The sequence below is a fragment of the uncultured Tateyamaria sp. genome (assembly GCF_947503385.1).
Lineage (GTDB): Bacteria > Pseudomonadota > Alphaproteobacteria > Rhodobacterales > Rhodobacteraceae > Tateyamaria.
The window spans coordinates 457273-480933 of sequence record NZ_CANNDO010000002.1; the positions used below are offsets into that span (position 1 = coordinate 457273).

29 protein-coding genes and 1 pseudogene are annotated in these 23661 nt (G+C 63.1%); 3 read left to right on the plus strand and 27 right to left on the minus strand.

The features are described from left to right. Positions 1–2 precede the first annotated feature (2 nt). The 14 genes from Q1A85_RS08225 to Q1A85_RS08290 form a co-directional block, all read right to left on the minus strand. Complete coding sequence (locus tag Q1A85_RS08225; RefSeq protein ID WP_299687191.1) at positions 3–419, minus strand: hypothetical protein; 417 nt, start codon at positions 417–419, stop codon at positions 3–5. Continuing rightward, entirely contained in the window at positions 419–1696 is a 1278-nt protein-coding gene (gene nuoF, locus Q1A85_RS08230; RefSeq protein WP_299687193.1) for an NADH-quinone oxidoreductase subunit NuoF, read from the minus strand. Before nuoF ends, Q1A85_RS08225 begins: the two co-directional genes overlap by 1 nt. A 45-nt stretch (positions 1697–1741) precedes the next feature. Continuing rightward, positions 1742–1957: a DUF5337 domain-containing protein gene (locus Q1A85_RS08235; RefSeq protein ID WP_299687195.1), complete on the minus strand. Its 216-nt coding sequence runs from the start codon at positions 1955–1957 to the stop codon at positions 1742–1744. A 3-nt stretch (positions 1958–1960) separates the two neighbouring features. Then, complete coding sequence (locus tag Q1A85_RS08240; protein ID WP_299687197.1) at positions 1961–2821, minus strand: hypothetical protein; 861 nt, start codon at positions 2819–2821, stop codon at positions 1961–1963. Between the two features lie 32 nt (positions 2822–2853). Next, positions 2854–3996, minus strand: coding sequence for an NADH-quinone oxidoreductase subunit NuoE (nuoE, locus tag Q1A85_RS08245; RefSeq protein ID WP_299687199.1), 1143 nt, complete (start codon positions 3994–3996; stop codon positions 2854–2856). Between the two features lie 81 nt (positions 3997–4077). Next, positions 4078–4305 carry a hypothetical protein gene (locus Q1A85_RS08250; protein WP_299687201.1) on the minus strand — a complete coding sequence of 76 codons (228 nt, stop codon included), beginning with the start codon at positions 4303–4305 and terminating at the stop codon, positions 4078–4080. 62 nt (positions 4306–4367) lie between these two features. Next, positions 4368–4724: a hypothetical protein gene (locus Q1A85_RS08255; RefSeq protein ID WP_299687203.1), complete on the minus strand. Its 357-nt coding sequence runs from the start codon at positions 4722–4724 to the stop codon at positions 4368–4370. A 256-nt stretch (positions 4725–4980) separates the two neighbouring features. Beyond that, on the minus strand, positions 4981–6192 hold the full coding sequence (locus tag Q1A85_RS08260; protein ID WP_299688567.1) for an NADH-quinone oxidoreductase subunit D: 1212 nt from the start codon (positions 6190–6192) through the stop codon (positions 4981–4983). Beyond that, positions 6192–7091 carry a sulfotransferase gene (locus Q1A85_RS08265; protein WP_299687205.1) on the minus strand — a complete coding sequence of 300 codons (900 nt, stop codon included), beginning with the start codon at positions 7089–7091 and terminating at the stop codon, positions 6192–6194. The genes Q1A85_RS08260 and Q1A85_RS08265 overlap by 1 nt, the downstream gene beginning before the upstream one ends. 3 nt (positions 7092–7094) lie before the next feature. Continuing rightward, complete coding sequence (locus tag Q1A85_RS08270; RefSeq protein ID WP_299688603.1) at positions 7095–7265, minus strand: hypothetical protein; 171 nt, start codon at positions 7263–7265, stop codon at positions 7095–7097. Between the two features lie 79 nt (positions 7266–7344). Beyond that, positions 7345–7956 carry an NADH-quinone oxidoreductase subunit C gene (locus tag Q1A85_RS08275; protein WP_299687207.1) on the minus strand — a complete coding sequence of 204 codons (612 nt, stop codon included), beginning with the start codon at positions 7954–7956 and terminating at the stop codon, positions 7345–7347. 9 nt (positions 7957–7965) lie between these two features. Continuing rightward, complete coding sequence (locus Q1A85_RS08280) at positions 7966–8511, minus strand: NADH-quinone oxidoreductase subunit B (protein WP_299687209.1); 546 nt, start codon at positions 8509–8511, stop codon at positions 7966–7968. Next, on the minus strand, positions 8502–8867 hold the full coding sequence (locus Q1A85_RS08285) for an NADH-quinone oxidoreductase subunit A (RefSeq protein ID WP_039687742.1): 366 nt from the start codon (positions 8865–8867) through the stop codon (positions 8502–8504). Before Q1A85_RS08285 ends, Q1A85_RS08280 begins: the two co-directional genes overlap by 10 nt. Positions 8868–9057: 190 nt before the next feature. Continuing rightward, positions 9058–9339 (minus strand): DUF1330 domain-containing protein, encoded by a 282-nt coding sequence (locus tag Q1A85_RS08290; protein WP_299687227.1) that lies wholly within the window; start codon positions 9337–9339, stop codon positions 9058–9060. A gap of 105 nt (positions 9340–9444) precedes the next feature. Here Q1A85_RS08290 and Q1A85_RS08295 point away from each other — a divergent pair, with 105 nt between their 5' ends. Continuing rightward, the gene (locus Q1A85_RS08295; RefSeq protein WP_299687229.1) at positions 9445–10335 is read left to right on the plus strand and encodes a LysR family transcriptional regulator; all 891 of its coding nucleotides are present in this window, start codon (positions 9445–9447) and stop codon (positions 10333–10335) included. Here the strand turns inward: Q1A85_RS08295 and Q1A85_RS08300 are convergent. Genes Q1A85_RS08300 through Q1A85_RS08315 form a run of 4 tightly spaced genes read right to left on the minus strand, consistent with a single transcriptional unit; the run spans position 10332 to position 14578 of the window. Further along, entirely contained in the window at positions 10332–11120 is a 789-nt protein-coding gene (locus Q1A85_RS08300) for a crotonase/enoyl-CoA hydratase family protein (RefSeq protein ID WP_299687231.1), read from the minus strand. The two genes, Q1A85_RS08295 and Q1A85_RS08300, sit on opposite strands and share 4 nt — an antisense overlap. 3 nt (positions 11121–11123) lie before the next feature. Continuing rightward, entirely contained in the window at positions 11124–11981 is an 858-nt protein-coding gene (locus Q1A85_RS08305) for a hydroxymethylglutaryl-CoA lyase (RefSeq protein WP_299687232.1), read from the minus strand. Further along, positions 11982–12647: a glutathione S-transferase family protein gene (locus Q1A85_RS08310; RefSeq protein WP_299687234.1), complete on the minus strand. Its 666-nt coding sequence runs from the start codon at positions 12645–12647 to the stop codon at positions 11982–11984. It lies immediately after the preceding gene. After that, the gene (locus Q1A85_RS08315; RefSeq protein WP_299687236.1) at positions 12644–14578 is read right to left on the minus strand and encodes a biotin carboxylase N-terminal domain-containing protein; all 1935 of its coding nucleotides are present in this window, start codon (positions 14576–14578) and stop codon (positions 12644–12646) included. Before Q1A85_RS08315 ends, Q1A85_RS08310 begins: the two co-directional genes overlap by 4 nt. Positions 14579–14729: 151 nt before the next feature. On the opposite strand from Q1A85_RS08315, the gene Q1A85_RS08320 reads away from it, so the two are divergent. Beyond that, positions 14730–15317, plus strand: a complete 588-nt coding sequence (locus Q1A85_RS08320; RefSeq protein ID WP_299687238.1) for a hypothetical protein — start codon at positions 14730–14732, stop codon at positions 15315–15317. A gap of 41 nt (positions 15318–15358) precedes the next feature. On the opposite strand, the gene Q1A85_RS08325 is transcribed toward Q1A85_RS08320, so the two are convergent. Further along, positions 15359–16960: a carboxyl transferase domain-containing protein gene (locus tag Q1A85_RS08325; protein ID WP_299687240.1), complete on the minus strand. Its 1602-nt coding sequence runs from the start codon at positions 16958–16960 to the stop codon at positions 15359–15361. 146 nt (positions 16961–17106) lie between these two features. Between Q1A85_RS08325 and Q1A85_RS08330 the strand changes: the two genes are divergently transcribed. Beyond that, positions 17107–17703, plus strand: a complete 597-nt coding sequence (locus tag Q1A85_RS08330; RefSeq protein WP_299687242.1) for an OmpW family outer membrane protein — start codon at positions 17107–17109, stop codon at positions 17701–17703. Positions 17704–17717: 14 nt separating this feature from the next. Here Q1A85_RS08330 and Q1A85_RS08335 read toward each other — a convergent pair whose 3' ends face one another. The 8 genes and pseudogenes from Q1A85_RS08335 to Q1A85_RS08370 all read right to left on the minus strand — a co-directional run. Beyond that, the gene (locus Q1A85_RS08335; RefSeq protein WP_299687244.1) at positions 17718–19184 is read right to left on the minus strand and encodes an AMP-binding protein; all 1467 of its coding nucleotides are present in this window, start codon (positions 19182–19184) and stop codon (positions 17718–17720) included. Beyond that, positions 19181–19453 (minus strand): hypothetical protein, encoded by a 273-nt coding sequence (locus tag Q1A85_RS08340; RefSeq protein WP_299687246.1) that lies wholly within the window; start codon positions 19451–19453, stop codon positions 19181–19183. The genes Q1A85_RS08335 and Q1A85_RS08340 overlap by 4 nt, the downstream gene beginning before the upstream one ends. Continuing rightward, complete coding sequence (locus tag Q1A85_RS08345; protein WP_299687248.1) at positions 19453–20616, minus strand: isovaleryl-CoA dehydrogenase; 1164 nt, start codon at positions 20614–20616, stop codon at positions 19453–19455. The genes Q1A85_RS08340 and Q1A85_RS08345 overlap by 1 nt, the downstream gene beginning before the upstream one ends. A 212-nt stretch (positions 20617–20828) precedes the next feature. Then, positions 20829–21062, minus strand: coding sequence for a Rid family hydrolase (locus tag Q1A85_RS08350; protein WP_299687250.1), 234 nt, complete (start codon positions 21060–21062; stop codon positions 20829–20831). 6 nt (positions 21063–21068) lie between these two features. Continuing rightward, positions 21069–21218, minus strand: coding sequence for a hypothetical protein (locus tag Q1A85_RS08355; protein WP_299687252.1), 150 nt, complete (start codon positions 21216–21218; stop codon positions 21069–21071). A 31-nt stretch (positions 21219–21249) separates the two neighbouring features. Continuing rightward, positions 21250–22305: a D-TA family PLP-dependent enzyme gene (locus tag Q1A85_RS08360; RefSeq protein ID WP_299687254.1), complete on the minus strand. Its 1056-nt coding sequence runs from the start codon at positions 22303–22305 to the stop codon at positions 21250–21252. Positions 22306–22361: 56 nt separating this feature from the next. Further along, positions 22362–22826 (minus strand): MlrC C-terminal domain-containing protein, encoded by a 465-nt coding sequence (locus Q1A85_RS22965; protein WP_366140579.1) that lies wholly within the window; start codon positions 22824–22826, stop codon positions 22362–22364. Between the two features lie 141 nt (positions 22827–22967). After that, positions 22968–23632 (minus strand): annotated as a pseudogene (locus Q1A85_RS08370) (M81 family metallopeptidase); the annotation flags it as partial. Between the last annotated feature and the right edge of the window lie 29 nt (positions 23633–23661).

Genomic DNA, 23661 nt, shown 5'->3' on the forward strand with positions numbered 1-23661 from the left:
CGCTATTGCGCCCACTGAAAAAGGAGATCTCCGGACCATTCAAGAACCTGACCCGCACGCACCATGCTGCTCGTGGTATGCGCATTCATGTCGGAGCGGTTTTTGGGCAGGTATACAGTTATTGCCTGTGCATTCGACATCACCAGCTGGCGATGCGCCGTCGACGTTTTGACCTTGCCATCGGCATAGCTGCAAACAATCGTTGTTTGCGCCATCAATGCACGCGCACCTTTAAGCTTGAAATTGTCTCCGCCCATCCAGCGCCCTTTGCGCACGGACAGACCCTCCGGTGCAGTCACATAGCAGTTTTCTGACTTGCCCGCGTGCAGGGCTATGCCGAGTCGCGGTTCACGTGCATCGGCTTGGCTGGCAAGCGCTGCAATCATCGTTGCAGCGATAAACACCTTGGCGCGCAGCATTACTCCGCCGCGATCCGCTTGTGCGCAATGCGGTCTTCGATCTCACCCCGGAAATTCTTAATCAACCCCTGGATCGGCCACGCCGCCGCATCGCCGAGTGCACAAATCGTGTGCCCTTCGACCTGCTTGGTCACGTCCAGCAGCATGTCGATTTCCTCGACCTCCGCCTCGCCTTTTACCAGACGGTCCATGACCCGCATCATCCAGCCGGTGCCTTCGCGACACGGCGTGCACTGGCCGCAGCTTTCGTGCTTGTAGAATTTCGACAGCCGCCAGATCGCCTTGATGATGTCCGTGCTCTCATCCATCACAATCACGGCGGCAGTGCCAAGCGACGAGCCCTTTTCCTTGAGCGCGTCGAAATCCATGATTGCGTCTTTCATGTTCTCACCGCGCACGCAGGGTACGGACGAGCCACCGGGGATCACCGCCTTGAGGTTGTCCCAGCCGCCGCGAATGCCGCCGCAATGCTTTTCGATCAACTCTTCAAAGCTGATGCTCATCGCCTCTTCGACGACGCAAGGATTGTTCACATGACCCGAGATCGCAAAGAGCTTGGTGCCCGCATTGTTCGGACGGCCAAAGGACGAGAACCACGACGCCCCGCGCCGCAGGATCGTGGGCACAACAGCGATGGATTCGACGTTGTTCACCGTGGTGGGGCAACCATAAAGGCCCGCGCCCGCCGGGAATGGCGGCTTCATGCGCGGCATCCCCTTCTTGCCTTCCAGCGATTCCAGAAGTGCTGTTTCCTCGCCGCAAATATAAGCCCCTGCCCCGTGGTGCAGGTAAATGTCGAAATCCCAGCCCGACCCGGCGGCGTTCTTGCCCACCAGCCCGGCGTCATAGGCCTCGTCAATCGCGGCTTGCAGCGCTTCTTTCTCGCGGATGTATTCGCCGCGGATGTAAATGTAGCAAGCGTGCGCGTTCATCGCAAAGCTGGCAATCAGGCAGCCTTCGATCAGCGTATGCGGATCGTGGCGCATGATCTCGCGGTCCTTGCAGGTGCCCGGCTCCGATTCGTCAGCGTTCACAACCAGATAGGCCGGACGCCCATCGCTCTCCTTTGGCATGAAGGACCATTTCAGCCCGGTGGGAAAGCCCGCGCCGCCGCGCCCGCGCAACCCGCTGTCCTTCATCTCTTGGACAACCCAGTCGCGCCCCTTCTGGATCAGCTTGTCGGTGCCGTCCCAATGCCCACGGCTTTGTGCCCCTTTGAGCGTGCGGTCGTGCATCCCATAAAGGTTGGTAAAGATGCGATCCTTGTCGTCCAGCATGGGTGTCATCCTTTGCCTATCGCGCGCCTTGCCCGCGCGCGTAAATCAGTCCCGGCTCTTTTGCCAAATCCGCACGGCCACCACCAGTGACCAAATGAACGCAGCCAGCGCAAAAAGCAAAATAAGGATCTCGAACCGCGCGGGCAGGCCAAGGCCTGATACGATCACCGGCGCAAAGATCGACAGCAAAGCGGCCCCCGCAATGACGAGGGCCGCGATACGGCCCTGCCGGGCCAGTTTTGGGTCCAGTGGTTTGGTCACGGGTTAGTAAACGTCCCCGTCCTCAACCCGCTTGGAAAACTCGGTCTCGCCACCAGCGGCCAACACCTTGGCCTGCGCGATCCAGTCGTCGCGTGTCACGCGGCCCTTGAATCCGACCAGATTGGCGTTGACCCACGCCACCTCGTCTGCGGACCATCCGGCGATCTGGTCAAAGTGGTAAAAGCCCATGTCGTTGCACATAGCCTCAAGCTTGGGACCGATGCCCTTGATTTCCTTGAGGTTGTCAGCCTTGCCACCACGTGGCCCGTCCAGCGCGGCGGGTTTGGTGCCCTCGCCGGTGCCTTCCTTGACCCCATCCCCGTCGTAATCCGGCGTGGATGCGGCGGCCTCGTCCGTTTTGGCTGCGCCCTTTTTCTTGGGGGCCGCCTTTTTCTTGGCGGCTGGTTTGGGTCTGGCGGCGGCTTTGGCTTTCGGCTTGGCCGCGTCGCCTTCGTATTTCCATTCCCCCTTGCGCGCGGCAAGGTCCGCCTCTCCCGCAAGGGCAGCACTGGGCTGAACACCACCCGAAACGGTCGGCGCCGCAGGGGCGGACACCGGTGCGGCCTGTGTGGCTGCCGCTGCTTCGGCAGAGCGTGCAGCGGCGGCGGTGCGCGCCTCTTCGGCCTTGGCGGTTGCGGCATCCTTGCCACCCACTGTCGCCGTGCCTGCCGCTGGCAGAGGCCGGCAGATGATCCAGTTCAGCAGCAGCCCGGCCACGGCAAACACCACCGCGCCCACGAAAACGCCTTGCATAAAGGACCAGCCGCCTAGGACCCACAATAGAACGGCGGCCAGAAAACCACCCAACGCTGCCACCAGCCAACACCCCAATGCGCAGCTGATCATCCCCTGATTGTTGTCCATGCGAGTCCCTCTTCGGTCGATCTGTTACTTGCTTACTTGTTATAGATACCGTCTTTTTTCGCGCGTTGGGAAAATTCTGTACCTTCCCCGCTGGCAAGGGCCTGCGCCTGCCGCACCCAGTCATCCCGCGTGGCCCGCCCCTTGAACCCTTCGAGGTTCTGATCGACCCAAGCCAGTTCTTCCGCGCTCCAGTTGGCGACCTGATCGAAATGGTAAAACCCAAGGCTGTGCAGCAGCTTTTCCAGCTTTGGTCCAACGCCTTTGATCAGTTTGAGATCGTCCGGCCCGCCATCGCGCGCCGCGTCCAATGTGGCGGGTTTGGTCCCTGCGCCTTGGGTCGGTTCGGCCTTGGCCGGGGTTGGTCTGGCCGTTTCGGTTTTCACTTTGCCCGGCACATTCTGCCGTTCGGTCACACCGGTGCGCGGCGTCTTTGCCTTGCCTTTGGGCTTGCCCGTCGCATTGGCCGACTTGTCGCGCCATGGCGCGATCAGGGGCACTTCGGTGCCGTCGATGCGCTTGACCGTGTCCCCGATATCGGTGGCAAGCTGCACGGATGCGTTGTATTTGGTATGCCCGCTGTCGAATTCCTTGAGCGTCGTCAGACCGGACAGCGGCTCGGCTGCGTAGCGGCCATTTTGCGGCCCCGGTGTCGGCACCTCGCCACGGCCAAGCGCGTCGATGATTTCACCCATGCGCGCGGCGGTCAGATCCTCGTAATAATCCTTGCCAATCTGCGCCATGGGCGCGTTGGCGCAGGAGCCGAGGCATTCGACCTCTTCCCAGCTGAATTTGCCATCGGCGCTCAGGCGATGCGGCTTGGCCGCAATCTTGTCCTGACAGACGGCCACAAGGTCCTCGGCCCCGCAAATCATGCAGGACGTGGTGCCGCACACCTGAATATGCGCCACAGAACCAACGGGTTGCAGCTGGAACATAAAGTAGAACGACGCCACTTCGAGCGCGCGGATATAGGCCATGTTCAACATGTCGGCGACGGCTTCGATCGCGGGGCGGGTCAGCCAGCCTTCCTGTTCCTGCGCACGCCACAGCAGCGGGATAATGGCGCTGGCCTGACGGCCTTCGGGATATTTGGTGATCTGTGCTTCGGCCCAAGCAAGGTTGTCAGGCGTGAAGGCAAAACTGTCAGGCTGTTCAGCGTGAAGACGGCGGAGCATGGTTTTTTCCCCTGGTCAGCATGGAGACTGTCGGAGCCTCCGGCGGGCGATTACGTGGTGAGACGGCGCAGGATCACGTCGTCATGATTTACAGGCGGGCGGGAGGAGCAAGAGCGTCTCCTCGTCCGAGGCGAAGGTGGCAATGCCTTCGGCCATCATCTCGCGCGAAAGGCGGATGGCGGTGGGGCGGTCGATGCCCAGTTCTGGCATCTGCTTGTTGGCTTGGGCGGTGGTCATCATGCAGCCATTTTTCTGCATGGCCTCGATCAACGCGGCCTTGGCATCGTCAGCATGGACAGCGGTCGCCATCAGACCGCACGCCGCGGCAATCAGGGCCGCGCAGCGTCGGGTGGTGTGTGTTTGGCAAAACATCAGGCCGACCCCTTTCGGTGTTTCAGGTAATAGAGGCTGGCCAGACCAGCGAGGATGCCCACAGCGATATGCGGCAACGGAGCGGCATTCCAGTACAGCACCCCATCAAACAAGCCCAGCCCCGCAAACCCGGCAAGCAGGAAGAACAGCACCTTGGCATCGCCATAAAGCAGCGCCGCAATCAGCAAAGCCCCAAAGAAGAAATAGCGCCCGCCCATCACATAAGGCAGCGCTTGCAGCTGGTGGTAGGTCCCCGCCAATGCGGCGTCGGGCGCAAACAGAAACCACACCCCATAGGCCAGCAGGACAGCGCCGCAAAGCAGGCCAAACCCCTGTATCGCCGTTGCAAGCGTCACCGTTTCGCCCCCTCGTGCCCCACAGTCCGCACCTGTGTTCCAGCCGCGCGGTCCGTCGCGCGGACACACCCGGATACATATCCGTAAAGGGCGTTCGCCAGCGGCCGTGTCACCACCGCATCGCGAATATTGCTGGCTGGGCAACCAAGATATGTCATCAAATCACTGCGCGCTGACACCGGACCGCAACCCGGTTCCGCGCCCCGAACGTGGGCCGCAGCGGGGCGCGTCAAATCCGATGTAAGCGCCAGCGTTCTCACCGGTCGATCTCTCCGAACACGACGTCCATCGTGCCGATAATCGCAGCCACATCCGCCAGTTGGTGCCCCTTCGAGATGTGGTCCATCGCCTGAAGGTGCAGGAAACCGGGTGCCCTCAGCTTGGCCCGGTAGGGTTTGTTAGATCCGTCGGCAACAAGGTACACGCCGAACTCGCCCTTGGGGGCCTCAACCGCGGCATACACTTCGCCTTCGGGCACGTGGAACCCTTCGGTGTAGAGCTTGAAGTGGTGGATCAGGCTTTCCATTGAGGTTTTCATGTCCGTGCGCGATGGCGGGGTCAGCTTGCCACGGGCAAGGATATCACCGGGGCAATCGCGCAGCTTGGCGATGGCCTGTTTGATGATCGACACAGATTGGCGCATCTCTTCCATGCGGCACAGGTAGCGGTCATAGCAGTCACCGTTTTTGCCGACCGGGATCTGAAAATCGAATTCGTCATAGCATTCGTAGGGCTGCGACCGGCGCAGGTCCCAGGCAAAGCCTGACCCGCGGACCATCACGCCCGAGAACCCAAATTCCAGAATATCCTCTTCGGTGACGACACCGATATCGGCGTTGCGCTGTTTGAAGATGCGGTTTTCGGTCAGCAACCCGTCAATGTCGTCCATGACATTCGGAAATTCATGTGCCCACTGCTCAATATCATCCAGCAGGTCGGGCGGCAGGTCCTGATGCACCCCACCGGGGCGGAAATAGGCCGCGTGCAGACGCGCACCGCAGGCCCGTTCATAAAAGATCATCAGTTTTTCACGCTCTTCGAACCCCCAGAGCGGCGGCGTCAGCGCGCCCACGTCAAGCGCTTGGGTGGTGACGTTCAGCAGGTGGTTCAGCACCCGCCCGATCTCGCAATACAGCACCCGGATCAGGGATGCGCGGCGCGGCACCTCGACCTTGCACAGCTTTTCAATGGCCAGACACCACGCGTGTTCCTGGTTCATCGGCGCCACATAGTCGAGCCGGTCGAAATACGGCAGGTTTTGCAGGTACGTGCGGCTTTCCATCAGCTTTTCGGTGCCACGGTGCAGCAGGCCGATATGCGGGTCGCACCGTTCCACCACCTCGCCGTCCAGCTCCAACACCAGACGCAGCACGCCATGGGCCGCCGGGTGCTGCGGGCCAAAGTTGATGTTGAAGTTCCGGATCTTCTGTTCGCCCGTCAGGGCGTCGTCGAAATTGGAGCCGTCCATCATGATGCCACCATACTTGTCTGATAGGTCTCTTGCCACCGAGCGGGCAAGCGTCCCATGCGGGTTTGAATGTCGTCGTATTGCGGGCGCAGCCGTTCTGCAAGCTGCGCGCGCTCTTGCGGTGTGATTTGCGTGCTTTGGGTTGCGTTGACCTTGCGGTCCGGGCCTTGCAACGGGCCGCTGATCCCGAGGAAATCAGACAGTTGCGTCAATGTCTCGGGCACAAACAGCTCTTCGAAGAAGAGCACCAGCCGCCGCGCTTCGGGCACTGCGGCATAAAGGCGCGACAGGGTCCCGGCATAATCCGAGCGGGCCATTTCCGGGCTGTCGTCCTGTTCCGACAGCACCTCGGCCATCAGTTCGGCGCGGGCCAGACTGGCGTCGCGGCCCAACAGGTTGCGCCGTGCCAGCGTCATGCCGATATTGGACCAGAGCCGGTCAACAGGATCGCGCAGGATCATCAGGAATTTGGTGTGGCCCCCGTTCAACGCGGCCATGCTGGACAGGCTTTGTGTGTCGAGCAGCGCATAGGCTGGCGTGATGTCGGCCACCACGCGAACATCTGCACCGGCGCGGCGCTGCATCAACGCCTCGTATCCGGCGTCGTCTCGCGTTTGTGCGCCGATCAGCGCAATCCAGCGGTCCAGTTCTTCGACCCATGCGCGGGCACGGGCACGCGCGTCTTCATTGGGCGCATCGCGCACCGCCGCGCGTTTCTTGGCGCGCACCACCAGCATCTGGTCGACCGCCCACATGGACGACCCAAATGCGAGACTGTCGAAATAGTGCGCTTCTTTGGCGGGCGGCATCGCGGCGTGCGGGTGCTTGCGCAGGGCGTGGGCCAACCAAGTGGTCCCCGCCTTGGCCGCCCCAATCCCGTATAGGAACGCGGCCCCCATCCCTCAGCGCTTTTCCAGGTCCTGCAGCCGGATGGCCATGAACCACAACAGGGCAATCTGCCCAATGGGTGCCACAACGCACAGGAAGGCCCAGTACTGGTTGATCCCGAAATGTGGCAGCAGCTTGAACATGGGAATGATCGTCGCCGCGATCACAAGAAGCCAGATCAGCATCTCCACTACCCCACCCTCATCCGACTGCGCAAAACGCCGGGATGGATGATCGCGCAGCGCAGGGCGCGTGTCACAGTTGTCATGTGGCACCCTCTTCTTTCTTTTCATCGCCGGGCAGGATGTATTCCGCCCCTTCCCACGGGCTCATGAAATCAAACTGGCGGTATTCCTGAACAAGGCTGACGGGTTCATAGACCACGCGCTTTTCCGCCTCATCGTACCGCACTTCGGTATAGCCTGTCGTCGGGAAATCCTTGCGCAACGGAAAGCCGCGAAAGCCATAGTCGGTGAGGATGCGCCGTAGGTCCGGGTGACCCGAGAACAGCAGGCCAAACATGTCGAACACCTCGCGTTCGAACCAGTTGGCCGAGGGGTGGATGCCCGTGATCGAGGGCACCATGTCCTCTTCGCGCACGCTGACGCGCAAGCGGATGCGGTGGTTCTGGTACATGCTCAGCAGGTGGTAGACCACGTCGAACCGCTTGGCCCGGCCTGGGTAATCCACCGCCGTGATGTCCACCAGCGTGGAAAACTTGCAAGCGCTGTCGGTCTTGAGGAACTCGACAAAGCCGGTGAGGCTGGCGGGTGCCACATCCACGTTCAGCTCGTCATGGGTCACGTCCCAGGCCAGCACGCAATCGGTACGCTTGGCTTCGAGATAGGTGCCAAGTTCTGTGAGGGCGTCGGTCATAGGTTCCCCTTAGCGGACGATTGTGCCGGTGCGGCGGATTTTGCGTTGCAGCTGTAGAATGCCATAAAGCAGCGCTTCGGCCGTCGGCGGGCAGCCGGGGACATAGACGTCCACGGGCACAATGCGGTCGCAGCCGCGCACCACGGAATAGCTGTAGTGGTAATAGCCGCCGCCATTGGCACAGGAGCCCATAGAGATCACATAGCGTGGCTCGGGCATCTGGTCGTAGACCTTGCGCAGGGCGGGCGCCATCTTGTTGGTCAGCGTACCCGCCACGATCATCAGGTCGGACTGGCGCGGCGACGCGCGCGGCGCGGTGCCGAACCGTTCAAGGTCGTAGCGGGGCATCGACGTGTGCATCATCTCAACTGCGCAGCAGGCCAGACCAAAGGTCATCCAGTGCAAGCTGCCCGTGCGCGCCCAGTTGATGATGTCGTCGGTTGAGGTCAGCAGGAACCCCTTGTCCTGCAACTCGGCATTCAGGGCCTGCGTGCCATGCTCTTTGTCGCCGCCGGCATAGGCCGGGCCAAGCGATCCGGTGTCCGTCACTGCCATTCCAGCGCCCCCTTCTTCCACTCGTAGGCGAACCCGATGGTCAGGACGCCCAGAAAAACCATCATGGACCAGAACCCGGCCATGCTGATGTCCTGGAACGCAACGGCCCACGGAAACAGAAAGGCGATCTCGAGATCAAAGATGATGAAGAGGATCGACACGAGGTAGAACCGGACATCAAATTTCATCCGCGCATCGTCGAACGCGTTAAAGCCGCACTCGTAGGCCGACACCTTTTCAGGGTCCGGGTTGCGCACGGCAAGAACGACAGCGGCGAGGATCAGAACAAGACCGAGGCCAATGGCGACGGCCAAAAACACGAGAATGGGGAGGTACTCCCGCAGCATCTCTTCCACGTTGGGCTCCTTTACCTGCGCATCTGTGTCTGCGCCTGGGGTCAAGTGGCAATGTTGACGTCCTCGGGTTTACGCGCGCTGCACGGCAGCGTCAATAAAGCCAAAGGTCAAATCCGCATGAACCCGGCGGGCAATATCGCCGCACATTGCCCGCCGTTCCCGATAAAGCCGCGCCGCAGCGCGCCGTGGATCAAAACAGCAGGATATCGGACGACCCCGCCCCACGGCGCAGCGCGTGGACATCTTGCAGCGTTGGGTCCGCCATCCACGCCTCTGCCGCTTCTGTATCTGGGAACCTCAGCACGGCGATCATGTCCGGCACAATCGGTTGCCCCTCCAGCACTTTTGGACCGGCGGCGGCGTGCACAACCTCCCCCCCGTGTTGTGCCAGCGCGTCAGCGGCCTTGGTGCGGTATTCGGCGATTTTCTCGGCATCGGTGATACGGAGCATGGCAATGGCATAAGCAGTCATCTCTGGCCTTTCCTGATTGAGACCCGGCCACGCTATGCGCCGCACTATTGTGCGAAAACCGGCAATCTGCGATATACCCCTGTGCAGGAATGATCAGGAGAGGGGATGCCAATGGACTGGGGTGATCTGCGCTTTGTGCTGGAAACAGTCCGGCATGGCGGGCTGAGCGGTGCCGCCCGCGAGTTGGGGGTGAACCACGCCACGGTCGCCCGCCGCATCGCCGCCGCCGAGGCCGCGTTGGGTGCCCCGCTGTTCGACCGCAGGCCCACGGGGTATGTGCCGACCGAGGCCGGACAGGACGCCGCCCGCGCCGCCGCAGTGTTCGAGACCGAACACGCCACGCTCAGCCGCGCGATTGCGGCGCGCGAGGACAGCCTGAGCGGCCCGCTGACCGTGACCGCGCCGCAGTTGATGATCCAAGCTGTGCTTGCGCCGATCTTTGGCGACTTCGTCAAACAATATCCCGGCATTGCCCTGACCGTTCTGGGGGCCAATGCGACGCTGAACCTTGCCCACCGCGAGGCGGACGTGGCGATCCGCATCGCAAATGACCCCGATCCGGATCTGGTCGGGCGGCGCGTCGCATCCCAAAGCTCTGCTGTCTACGCGCATCGCGACTATGTCGCAGAGGTGGTGGCCAAAGGGGCGACCGGCCTCGACTGGTTGCGTTTTGTGCATTGGGAACGGCCCCCCAAACCGGTGATGGAGGCGTATCCGGACACTTCCGTCGTGATGTATCTGGATGACATGGTGGCAATGATCGGCGCAGTGCGTGCCGGTTTGGGCGCCACCCGCATGGCCTGTTTTCTGGGCGACACCGATCCCGACCTTGCCCGCATTCCGGGGCTCGCGCTGATGCCCTATCCTTCGGTCTGGGTGCTGACCCATGCCGACCTGCGGCACGTGCCGCGCATCGCGACCTTTTCCCGCTTTGTCTCGGATGCACTGCGCGCGCGGCGGCCCCATTTTGCGGGCGACGCCCCGGAGGCCTGTTAGCTCCCGGTCACCCAAGACGCGGGCCGCTTTTCGAAAAAGGCGGCGACGCCTTCGCGTGCAGCGTCAGTCTCCCATTGACGTCCCAGTGCGGCCACGGATTGGTCGATCTGCTCTTGCGTGATCCCCTGCCCCAAACTGCGCGCCAACGCCTTGGCAGCGGCAACCGCACCGGGGGCGCAGGACAGATAGGGTGTGATCTCAGCCTCGATTGTCGCCTCAAGCGCATCCGCAGGCACAGCTTGCGCCAACAGTCCCAGCCGCACCGCCTCGGCCGCATCAAACACCCGGCCCGACATGAACACGCGGCGCGCGCGACCCTCGCCCATGCGGGCAATCACGTACGGCCCGATGGTGGCCGGGATCAATCCCAGCCGGGTCTCGGTCAACGCGAATTTCGCGCGGTCGGCACCAAGCGCTACGTCACAGACCGCCGCCATGCCGACACCGCCGCCAAACGCGTTGCCATGCACAACGCCGATCAATGGCTTGGGCAGCGTGTTCAGCGCCCACAGCATGTCGGCCAAACGCCGCGCCTCGCGCGCCCGCGCGGGCCCGTCGGCCCCCATCTGGGCCTGCATCCAGTTCAGATCACCGCCCGCGCAAAAGCTCTTGCCCGCCCCGCGCAACACTACCACCCGCACCGCATCGTCCTGCCCAAGCGCCTGTGCAGCGTCGGTCAATGCGGTCATCGTTGCGGCATCCAGCGCATTGTGCTTGTCCGCACGATCCAGCGTCAGCGTGGCCACGCCACGTGCGTCGGTCTCAACGGTTACAGTGTCCGCCACGGATCAGTCCCCCCGGCGCAAGTCGCGGGCAAAATCCGCCGCTGCATTCACCGCCTCCAGATCAAGGCCGGTCTCATAGCCCAACCGCTCCAGATGTGCCGCAACCTCTTCGGTCGCGACATTCCCGGCGGCACCTCGCGCGTAGGGACATCCCCCCAAACCACCCACGCTGGCATCGAACACCCGCACACCAAGGCTCAGCGAGGCGTCGATATTGCTCAGCGCCTGCCCGCCCGTGTTGTGATAATGCCCCGCAAGGCGGCCAACTGGCACCACGTCCCGCACCGCCATCAACATGCGCACGATCCCGTCCGGGGTGGCCCGGCCCAACGTGTCACCCAGCGATATCTCGTAGCATCCCATGGCAAAAAGCCGATCCGCCACGCGCGCCACCGCACTGGGGTCCACCGGTCCGTCATAGGGGCATTCCACCACGCACGACACATAGCCCCGCACCGGCAAATCAATTGCCCGCGCCGCTTCGATCACCGGGGCAAACCGTTCCAGCGCGCCGTCAACGCTTGCGTTGACATTGGCCTGCGAGAACCCTTCGGAGGCGCTGCCGAACACGGCAACCTCGTCGGCCCCTGCCGCCCGCGCATCGTCAAATCCACGCATATTGGGCGTCAGCGCGCCATAGCGCACGCCGGGTGCGCGGGTGATGCCCTGCAAAACCTCGGCGCTGCCCGCCATCTGTGGCACCCATTTCGGGCTGACAAAGCTGGCGCATTCGATCCGACGGAAGCCCGCAGCGCTCAGCCGGTCGACCAGCGCCACCTTATCCGCCACCGAAATCTCGCCCGGCTCGTTTTGCAGGCCGTCGCGCGGGCCCACTTCGTAAATCTCAACCGGTCCCAGCATCTAAACCTCCCAAGCAGGGTAGAAATCCCGCGTATATAGCCGCGTGTCGGCGTCCGGCAGGCTTGCCTGAAACCCCGCCCGTTCCGTGATCCGCGCGTACCAGCGCGCGGTTTCGGGGTAATCGTCCAGAGCCGCAAAATGCCGCGCCATATAGACCGCCTGCCCCACCGACACATCTGCCGCCGAAAAACCCGAGGTCAGCAGGTAGTCGCGGTTTTCCACCGGCGTGGACAGCCGCGCCTCGATCGCGTCATAGCATTTGCGCACCCGTGCCGCCTCCAGCTTCATCACGATGGGGCTGCGCATCGTGTCATCATAAAGCGCCACGTGCTGCTGGGTCAGTGCCGCCGTGTGCTGGCTTATGGTCTCGGCAAAGTTCACCCAGACCAGCCACGCCATCCGGTCCGGGCTGCCGGGGCTGCGGCCGAGCCCGTCGGGGCTGAACCGCTCGCAAAGGTACTGCGTGATCGCGCCGGTCTCGAACATCCGCTCGCCGTCAATTTCCAGCGCGGGCACGCGGCCCGCCGGGCTGACGGTCAGGAACTCGGGCCGCCGCAGGGATTTGTCGAACGGGTGGATGGCCACGCGAAACTCGATGTCCAATTCGTGCAGCAGCCACAGCGTGCGCATTGAACGCGTCTGCGGACAGTGGTGCAACGTGATCATGCCTCGTCCTCCAACCGGATCAGCGCGGCCCCTGCCGTGACCTGATCGCCCTGCGCCACCAGCACCTCCGCCACGGTCCCGTCGCGCGAGGCGGTCAGCCCATGTTCCATCTTCATCGCCTCAAGCAACACCAGCCGGTCGCCCTTGGACACCTGAGCACCCTGCGCCGCAAAGACATCGCGGACAAGCCCCGGCATCGGGGCCTCGATCAGGTTGGCGTCGCCACCCGCATCGCTTTGCACCTGCAAAAGGTCCACCGCCTCAAAGGCCAGCGCCCGGTCGTCGAACACCGTCACGGCCCTGTCGTGCTGCACTGCGCGCGGCACGGGGCGCGTCCCGCTCCACCACGCGCCATCCCGGCGCACAACCTCATGTGCCGTGCCGTCCACATGCCAGACCTGCCGCGCATTGCTGAAAGCTTCGACCTGCGGGTCCAGACGCGCGTCCCCCTGCCCCAGCGGCACCGTCCGCAACAGCGGCTGCCACAAGGCAAAGCCCCTGCCGCCGCCCGGCTGATCCAGCCCGCTCACGCACATTGCCGCGGCGATGATATGCAGGGGCTCGGTGCCCTGCTCCGCTGTCAGCGCGTCAATGTCCCGCGCAATCAGGCCGGTGTCGACCTCGCCCGCGGCAAAGCCCGCGTGCCCTGCCAACGCGCCCAGAAAGGACAGGTTCGTGACCGTCCCGGCCACCTCGGTCCCCGCCAGCGCACGCGCCAGCTTTTGCAACGCCACGGACCGCGTGCGCCCGTGCACAATCAGCTTGGCGATCATCGGATCGTAGTGCGGGCTGATCGTGTCGCCCGCACGCACGCCGCTGTCGGCGCGCGCATCCGCAGGGAAGCGCAGGTGAGACAGCGTGCCGGTCGCGGGCAGGAACCCTGCGGGCACGTCCTCGGCATAAAGCCGCGCCTCAAAGCTGTGGCCGTCAATCGCCAGATCCTCCTGCGCGCAGGGCAACCCCTCTCCGGCGGCGACCCGCAACTGCCATTCCACTAGGTCAACGCCTGTGATCGCCTCGGTCACCGGATGTTCGACCTGCAAGCGCGTGTTCATCTCCATGAAAAAGAACCCGTCGGGCCGCAGCGCGCCGCTGCCATCGACAATGAATTCGACCGTGCCCGCGCCCTTGTAGCCAATTGCCTCCGCCGCCTTGACGGCAGCGGCACCCATCGCGCTGCGCAATTCGGACGTCATGCCGGGGGCTGGCGCCTCTTCGATGACCTTTTGGTGGCGGCGTTGCAGGGAACAATCCCGCTCGAACAGGTGCAGCGCGCGGGTGCCGTCGCCAAAGACCTGCACCTCGATATGCCGGGGCTGCGCCACGAATTTCTCGACCAGCACATCCGCATTGCCAAAGGCAGTGCGCGCCTCGTTCCGGGCCGAGGCCAGCGCATCGGCAAAGCCGCCCGCCTCGTCCACGACCCGCATCCCCTTGCCGCCGCCGCCCGCAACAGCCTTGATCAGCACCGGATAGCCGATCTTGTCCGCCTCCGCCGCCAGCAGCGCGTCGTCCTGATCCGCCCCGTGATAGCCGGGCACAACCGGCACGCCCGCCTCAATCATCAGCGCCTTGGCCGCATCCTTGAGACCCATGGCCCGGATCGCATCCGCAGACGGACCGATAAAGGTCAGCCCCGCCGCCGCGACCGCCTCCACGAAATCCGGGTTTTCGGACAGAAACCCATAGCCAGGATGGATCGCCTGCGCGCCGGTCGCCTGTGCCGCCGCGATGATCGCATCGCCCCTCAGGTAGCTGTCCGCAGGTGCCGGGCCACCGATATGCACCGCGGCATCCGCCATGGCCACATGGCGCGCTGATGCATCCGCATCCGAATAGACCGCAACACAACGCACACCCATCCCTTGGGCCGTCTCCATGATCCGGCAGGCAATCTCGCCCCGGTTCGCGATCAGGATCGTGTCAAACATGGGCCAGTCCTTTCCAGCACAATGCCGCCGGTTTCCGTTGCGGAGACCGCGACCATCTGCAACAATTGCGGGAATATTTCACGTAACGGCTGATAACCCGTCGGCTTTTTTCCCCATGGGCCCCAGGCCCGCATTTGAACGGAGTATTTTGATGTCTGGACAATACAGTGCCACCGGCACACTGAAATCCGAACATATGTCGGTGTTCGAAGACAACGGCTTTACCCTCAATATCCTTCTGGACCTGTCGCACAACACAACGATCGAGACCGAGAGCAAAGGGCGTAAGGGCCAGGCGGTGATTGCCAAGGCAATCGAACTGGACTGCCAGATGGACAAGGGCGCGACGCCGGACTACGCGCAGTTTGTGACTGATTGTTCTGCCGAAGGGGCAAGCTCGCCCTTGCGCAGCTTCATCGACCTGATCAAGGGCGAGGCGCGCGGCGCCGGGATCACGCCCCAAGCGCATCTGCAAGCGCTGCTGACCCGCAGCAAGATCAAGATCGAGTTTCCGGAGTTTGACGATTCCATCGCCGCCCTCGACAGCCTGTACGAAGGCACGACCGTCGGCAATGCCGTGGCCTGCGCGCGCGCCGGATCGAAGGCGGCCTTTGACGGGCTGTCGAGCTATGTGCGGACGTGTATGGGCATGTATCAACGGACGACGTCCACGTCCTTTACCCGCCAACCCAGCGCCGACCAGACCGAGCGCAAGGCGTACCCTGCCACCTGGGACTGATCGCAGGGACCCACCCAGACTGTTCGCAAACAGCACGCGCATCACATGCGGAACACGCCAAAGCGTGTCTCCTCGATGGGGGCGTTCAGCGCCGCGCGCAAGCTGAGGTGCAGCACATCGCGGGCGCGGCGGGGATCAATGATGCCATCGTCCCAGAGCCGCGCCGAGGCATATAGCGGATGGGATTGCTCCTCGAACATGTCGATTGTGGGTTGCTTGAACGCGGCCTCCTCGTCTTCGGACCACGTGCCTCCGCCCCGCTCGATCGCGTCGCGTTTGACCGTGGCCAGAACGCCCGCCGCCTGTGCGCCGCCCATGACCGAGATGCGGGAGTTGGGCCACGACCACAGGAAGCGCGGGGAATATGCCCGCCCCGCCATGCCGTAGTTGCCTGCGCCAAATGAGCCGCCCACCAGCATGGTGATCTTGGGCACCGCCGTGGTGGCCACGGCTGTCACCATCTTGGCCCCGTGGCGGGCAATCCCTTCGTTTTCATATTTCTGACCGACCATAAACCCGGTGATGTTTTGCAGAAACACCAGCGGGATTTTGCGCTGCGAACACAGCTCGACGAAATGCGCGCCCTTTTGGGCCGCTTCGGAAAACAGCACACCGTTATTGGCGATGATGCCCACGGGCAGCCCCTCGATATGGGCAAAGCCGCACACCAGCGTCTCGCCGAACCGCGCCTTGAACGGGTCGAACCGACTGCCGTCCACAATCCGCGCGATCACCTCGTGGATGTCGTAGGGCGTGCGCAGGTCGGCGGGCACGACGCCAAGGATCTCTTCGGGATCGTAGGCGGGCGGTTCGGGCGCTTGCTGGGCCGCGTGTCCCGGTGCAGGGCCAATGCTGGCCACCGCCTGCCGGGCAAGCGCCAGCGCGTGGGCGTCATCCTCGGCAAGGTAATCCGCCACGCCCGACAGCCGCGTGTGCACGTCCCCGCCCCCCAGCGCCTCTGCGCTGACCACCTCGCCCGTCGCCGCCTTGACCAGCGGTGGCCCGGCCAGAAAGATTGTGCCCTGTTCCTTGACGATAATGGTGACGTCGGACATGGCGGGCACATAGGCCCCTCCGGCAGTGCAAGACCCCATCACCACGGCAATCTGCGCGATACCTTTTGCGCTCATCTGCGCCTGATTGAAAAAGATGCGGCCAAAGTGGTCGCGGTCGGGGAACACCTCGTCCTGATTGGGCAGGTTCGCCCCCCCACTGTCCACAAGGTAGACGCAAGGCAGATGGTTCTGCTCTGCAATCTCCTGCGCGCGCAGGTGCTTTTTGACCGTCATGGGATAGTAGGTGCCGCCCTTTACCGTGGCGTCGTTGCAGATCACCATGACCTCGCGGCCATGCACCAACCCAATGCCCGCGATCACACCCGCGCAGGGCGCGGCATCGTCATAAAGCCGATGCGCCGCCGTCGCACCCACCTCAAGGAACGGTGAACCGGGATCAAGCAGGTTCGCCACCCGATCACGCGGCAGCATCTTGCCGCGCGACAGGTGCCGTTCGCGCAACCGTGCGCCGCCGCCTGCCGCTGCAAGTGCCGCCGCCTCTTTTACAACGCGCACTGCGTCGAGATGGGCGGCGCGGTTGTCCTTGAACGCTTGTGACGTCGGCAACGCCTGCGATTGCAGCTTCATGCGGTCTTCCTTTCGTATGGGCGGGCGGCCACAGCGTTCAGCACCGCGTTTTTGGTCGCGTTTCGCGGCTGCGCTTGACACAGATCATGGCGACATGCTGCGGCGCGGCGCAAACTGGTCCTGTTCAATCGAAAAGGATCAGAACCATGACACGTTTCTGCGCGACGCTTCTCCTCACCGCGTTGGCCGCAACATCCGCAACCGCGCAGTCGCAGGGCGACTGGACGCTTGGCGTGGGCCTTGGTGCCGTGCTGCCGAAATCCGACAATGGCACTGTGGCCAGTACCGCCGCAACGGTGGATGATGGCTATGCGCTGACCATCACCGGCGAATACTTCTTCCGCGACAACTGGGGGATCGAATTGCTGGCGGCGACGCCCTTTGCCCACGACATCACGCTGTCTGGCATCGGCTTTGCCGGATCGGTGGATCACTTGCCGCCCACCCTGTCGCTCAATTATCACTTTCCGACGCAGTCGGCATGGACGCCCTATCTGGGCGTGGGTGTGAACTACACCACCTTTACGGATGTGGATTCGCCGCTGGGCGATCTGGATCTGGACGACAGTTGGGGCCTCGCCGTGCAGGCGGGTGTCGATTACGCGATCAGCGACAAGGACGCGTTTCGCGCCAATATCCGCTGGATCGACATTGACAGCGATGTGACCCTGAACGGGGTCGATATCGGCACGGCGGAGATTGATCCGATCGTGGTGAACTTTGCCTATGTGCGGCGGTTCTAAGGGCACATGCCGGGTCATGCTTCGCCCTCCTGAGCGGCGCGGGCCTTGAGCGCCTTGCGGATCACCTTGCCCGTGACGGTCATGGGCAAGGCTTCCAGAAATTCAATCTCGCGCGGGTAGGAATGTGCGGCCAGACGGTTGCGCACATAGTCCTGCAACGCCTTTGCATCCGGTTGCACGCCGGGTTTCGGCACCACGTAGGCTTTGACGATTTCATTGCGCAGCGGGTCGGGTTTGCCAACCACGCCCACAGTCGCCACGTCCGGGTGGGTCAGCAGACAATCCTCGATCTCTGCCGGGCCGATCCGATAACCGGCGGAAGTGATCACATCATCATCGCGTCCAACAAAGCGGATGAACTCTCCGTCATATTGACCGCGGTCACCGGTCAACAACCAATCTCCGCGGAATTTCTCTGCCGTGGCTTGCGGGTTGTTCCAATAGCGCAGCATCATGGACGGCGCGCCGCGCCTGACCGCTATATCGCCCTCTTCATCCGTTATATTGCCCTGACCGTCGATCACCGCCACTTCAAAGCCCGGCACGGGCTTACCCATGCAGCCCGGTTTCGCCGCGAATTGGGCACCACAGGACGACACAACCATGTTGCATTCGGTCTGACCGTAGAACTCGTTGATGGTCACGCCCAATGCCTCGCGACCCCAGGCCAGCATCTCCGCGCCCAGCGGCTCGCCGCCGCTTGCAACCGATCTCAATCCGTCGATTTGCGCGCCTTCGGCCTTGAGCATCCGCAGCGCCGTGGGCGGGAAAAAGACGTTGCGCGCACCCCCACGCGCGACAATGTCCGCGCAAGTGCCCGCATCAAATTTACCAGCCCGTGCCGCCACAACCGGCACACCCAGCGCAAGCCCCGGCATCAGCACGTCAAAAAGACCTCCGATCCACGCCCAGTCGGCAGGTGTCCACAAGCAGTCGCCCGGCTGGCCCAACACGTCATGGCTGAGCGCCACGCCCGGGATGTGCCCGTCCAGCACCCCGTGTCCGTGCAAGGCGCCCTTGGGCTTGCCCGTGGTGCCAGAGGTGTAGATCAGCACCGCCGCGGTGTCCGTGGTGACATCAGCAATCGAAACGGGCGCGCCCGCGCAACCGGCGGTCGCGGTTTCCCAGCACTGCGCCAGATCACCGACCAGAGCCGCACCTTCGGCGTCCGTCAACACCAGATCCAACCCGCTGTCGGATATCCGCGATGAGAGCGCATCGCGCTTGAAGAGCTTGAACAGCGGCACAGAGATTGCGCCCACCGACCAGATCGCCAGATGTGCCGCCGCACACCACGGGGTTTGCGACAAGAGCACGCCAACCCGGTCGCCCGGCTGCACCCGCGCGGCCAGTGCCCGCGCCAGCCCGTCTGCCATCGCGCGCAAGTCACCATAGGTCACGTCGCGCCGCGCATCACCCGTCAGATCAATCAGCGCCACCGCGTCCTGCGGATGATCGAGGCACTGTGCCGCCATGTTCATATGCCGCTCTCCTCGATCACGCGCACCCGGCCCAGCCGGTCCACGGCATAGAGGACGTCCGCGCAGCGCACGTGGAACACCGCGCGCCCCTCGCCCGGCAGGCCAAGGCAATCGGTCACCGCACCGCCGTGCATGTCCACATGGCGTTGGGCCACAGCCTCGATCACGGCACTGCTGTCCAACGTCACCTGCCGCTGGCCCAGCCAAAAGCCGCCAAACCCCGCCAGCACCACCAGCGTCGCTGTCGTGATCAGGACCGAGCGGGGCATCAGCCCATCGCCGCGACCAGTTCGCGGCCCACCAGCATCCGGCGGATCTCGGACGTGCCGGCACCTATCTCCATCAGCTTGGCATCGCGGAAGATGCGCGCCACCGGCGCGTCATTCAGGAAGCCCGCCCCGCCCATCGCCTGCACGGCCTGATGCGCCTGCTTCATCGCCTCCTCCGAAGCATAGAGACAGCACGCCGCCGCGTCCTGCCGCGTGACCGTGTCCCGGTCACAGGCGCGCGCGACCTCATAGACATAGGCGCGCGCCGAATTCATCGCCGTATACATATCGGCAATCTTACCCTGCATCAGCTGGAACGACCCGATGGGCTGGCCGAACTGACGACGTTCGGCCATGTACGGCATGATCTCATCAAGGCAGGCGGCCATGATGCCCAGCCCGATGCCCGCCAGTACCACACGCTCGTAATCAAGGCCCGACATCAGCACGGCCACGCCGCGCCCCTCCTCGCCCAGCACGTTATCAAAAGGCACTTCGACATCGTCAAAGATCAGTTCGGCCGTGTTCGACCCGCGCATCCCCAACTTGTCGAAATGCGGCGAGGTGCTGAATCCGGTCATGGACTTTTCGATCAGAAAGGCAGTGATCCCACGCGATCCGCCATCCGGGTCCGTCTTGGCATAGACCACCAGCGTGTCGGCGTCGGGGCCGTTGGTGATCCAGTATTTCGTGCCATTCAGAATGTAGCGGTCGTTGCGCTTTTCCGCGTGCAGCTTCATCGACACGACATCCGACCCCGCCCCTGCTTCGGACATGGCAAGCGCGCCGACATGCTGGCCACTGACCAGTCCGGGCAAGTATTTTTGTTTCTGCGCGTCGGTGCCGTTCAGCTTGATCTGGTTGACGCACAGGTTCGAATGCGCCCCATAGCTGAGCGAGACCGAAGCGGAGGCCCGCGCCACCTCTTCGACGGCAACGGTGTGGGCCAGATACCCCATGTTGGCACCGCCATAGGCCTCGTCCACGGTGATGCCCAACAAACCAAGCTCTCCCATTTCGGGCCAGAGTGTCGGCGGAAACGCATTATCGGCGTCAATCTGCGCCGCCATAGGTTTGACGCGGTCCTGCGCCCAGCGGTGTACCATCTCGCGCAGGGCGTTCACATCGTCGCCCAGATCGAACTGCATGGAATGGGTGAACATCGCGCGACTCCCCGTTATTGAACGATTGTTCATTTTAGGGTCAGCAAGCGGCGTTGGTCAAATCAAAAGAGATCGGATGTAGTTTGCACATGCGTCTTGGCTGTGCGGTCACAAGGACGCAGCACGCCACTGCGCGCCTGACGGCTCTGGATTGACGCGGCTGGCTGCGGCACGATCCGGTGGGCCGCGGCCAGCCGGTTCCCCGTGACCCCCTAGCCAAGGGCTTTGTAGGTGATCACGTCCACCTCAACTTTGGCATCGGCCATCAATTGCGACCGTACGGTCGAACGCGTTGGGCCACCGTCGGGAAAGACCACGGCATAGACCGTGTTGAAGGTGCAGAAATCGCGCGGGTCCTCCCACCAGCAATTCGCCTTGACCAGGTCGTTACAGGTGCAACCCACCATTTCGAGGACGTTTCGTTCCGTCTCCCCGGTGCGGCGCATCTGTGCTTAGATACCGCCCGGTTCGACCTCGCCCCGGTTGTTCATCGCGATCTGGCCCGAAACATAGACAAATCCGCCCGCCCGCACGGCAGGCGAAAAGGGCAGCGTCTGTCCGTCCACCCCTGTGCGGTCATTTCCGATACGTTTAATGGTCATGTGGTTTCCTGTTTCTGCTGAGAGTTCCGTGTCACCAGACTTGCCCACGTGCGACGACCGGTGTCCGTTCTACGTGCGCGTCGCCCCGGATCAATTCCACATGGTCCAGCATGTTGGCGACGACACAGGCATGGTTGGGCACAATCCGGACCTGTGTGCCGACCGTCAGGCCGATCTCCGACGCCGTCAGCACCCCATGTTCTTCGGACAGCCCGGCCACCGTGATGTCGGGGCGGCCTAGGACATGGCCGTGCCCCGCAAGGCCCAGCAGGTCCGAGGTGAGCACCTTTGATCCGGCGTCTATCACCGCGCGGGTCTGCGTTGGCACCGAAATGACAGTGGCAAGAACGGTCAGCGCGCAATCCGACCAGCGTGCCACGCCACGCGCCACCAAAGACCGGTCCATATAGGCGTAGGTGCCGATCCGGTATTCCGTTGCGACGCTGACGGCCTCGGCCCGCCACATGCCGGGCGATCCGCCGTTGGACACAACTGCGACCGGCTGGCCCGCATCCTCGATGAGAGCTTTTGCACGGCTCAGCCAATCCTGAACCTCTGCGTCGCGCCCATCGGGCGGGTATGTCATCAGCCCGGCAAAGGACAGGCCCGGCGCCTCCGCGATCCGCTTGGCCAGCGATAGGGCGGCCTCCGGTGAGACAACGCCGCACCGGGCAGCACCGGTGTCGCATTCCACAAGCACCCGAAGTGGATCCGTTGCGTCGACAAATGTGGCGGCGAGACCTTGGACCACAGTGCTGTTGTCCGCCACAACCGTGAGCCGCACGCGCTTGGCCAGCGCTTGCAGCCGGGCGAGCTTTTGCGGCCCGAGGACATTGTAGGTCAGCAACACATCATCGATGCCACCTTGAGCAATCATCGCCTCTGCTTCGCTGATCTTTTGGCAGGTGACGCCGATGGCCCCTGCCGTGATCTGACGTTGGGCTAGCATTGGCAGCTTGTGGGTCTTGATATGTGGGCGCACGGCCAGATCGTGGGCATCGCAATGTGCCTGAAACCGGTCGATATTAGCCTCCGCGATATCAAGGTCGACAAGAACCGCTGGGGTGTCGATTTTGGCAAACATCATGCTGCCTCCGTTCCATGGGGTCCCCGACCTTGGGCCAGATTGCGCGCGTGAGCAACTTATAGTCGTTGTTGCGCGGGTTGTTGGGGTATGGGCCGTCTAGGGCCGCGTAGAGAATTTCGGCGGCAACCGAGGCAAAGGCACCATAACAGTGGTTTGTGGATTTCAACACAAGCACTTGGCGCGATGTATGGGTCTATTCCAAGTTTCAAAAACAGATTGGGCGAAGCCGCCTCTGCGCGGTTCGAATTCAGGACCACATCTGTCCCCGCGACGCGGACAGTCGCGCAATCACCCAAAGGAACCACAGACGTGTCAAAGCTTTGCACGGCATCGCGTTTCAGTGTGAAAACGGTGACATCGGCGTCGATGAGATCACCGGCAACGGCGGGCATCTTGCCGCCAAATCGGAGGGGAAAGCACGCACTCTCACCTGCTGTGTGGCACAGGCGCACTGCCATCGCGACCCAGATCGTGCCAAGGGCGGTTGTTGGTCGACCCGGCGTCAGCGCTGCGCGCAACATGATCGTGCAGGCGCCTGCGACACCGCCGCCGGGGTTGCACCACACATCTGCAATGACAATCGGCCCCCTGTCGGCACGGGCTGCGATTTGCAGGGCCTCCTGTGCTGGCAAAAACCCGGGCGTCGCGCGCGCCCGGAAGGAAAACAATTCCAGCCACAAATCGCGTGCAATGCGGGCCGCGTGGTCGGCATCGCTGTCAATGATTGCGATGATCTTGGCCCCGAGGTCAGGCGAACCGCCGGCCAAGAACCCGTGGACAACAGACAGCGACATGGCCTTGCCCTCTGCTTTCATCGCGCACAGGTGATCGACAAAGCTGCACATGGATTCACGGCTGGTGGGCAAACGTCGAACATTCGCACGCCGAAGACGCGCACCAGCGGCGCAATTTCGCCCCGCGCGGTGCGCAGGGTCAAATCCACGCACGCCTCGGCGGTATCGACGAAATCCGTGTGCGGAAACGCGTTGAACACGGTGATGATGTCCGCGCGGTCCACGCGACGGGCGCTGAGATGGCTGTGCGGGTCAAAGGTGACACCTAGGGTGGCGTCTGATCCGGCAGTATCGCGCACGGCTTCGATCAGAGCCCCTTTGCAGTCGGCGAAACGATCTGCAATCATCGCACCGTGCAGACCAAGAACCACGGCATCGACCGGCAGCACGGCAAGGAATTGATCCAGCACCTCGTCCCGCAGCCGCTCCCAAGTGCTGGCATTGACCAGACCACCCGGCTCCGCCTCTGTTGCGGTCCCCTCGATCAGCTCAATCTCAACCGTCGCGTCACGGGCGCGCAGGGCCGGAAACACCGCACTGGACAATGCCGGTGTCTGAGGAT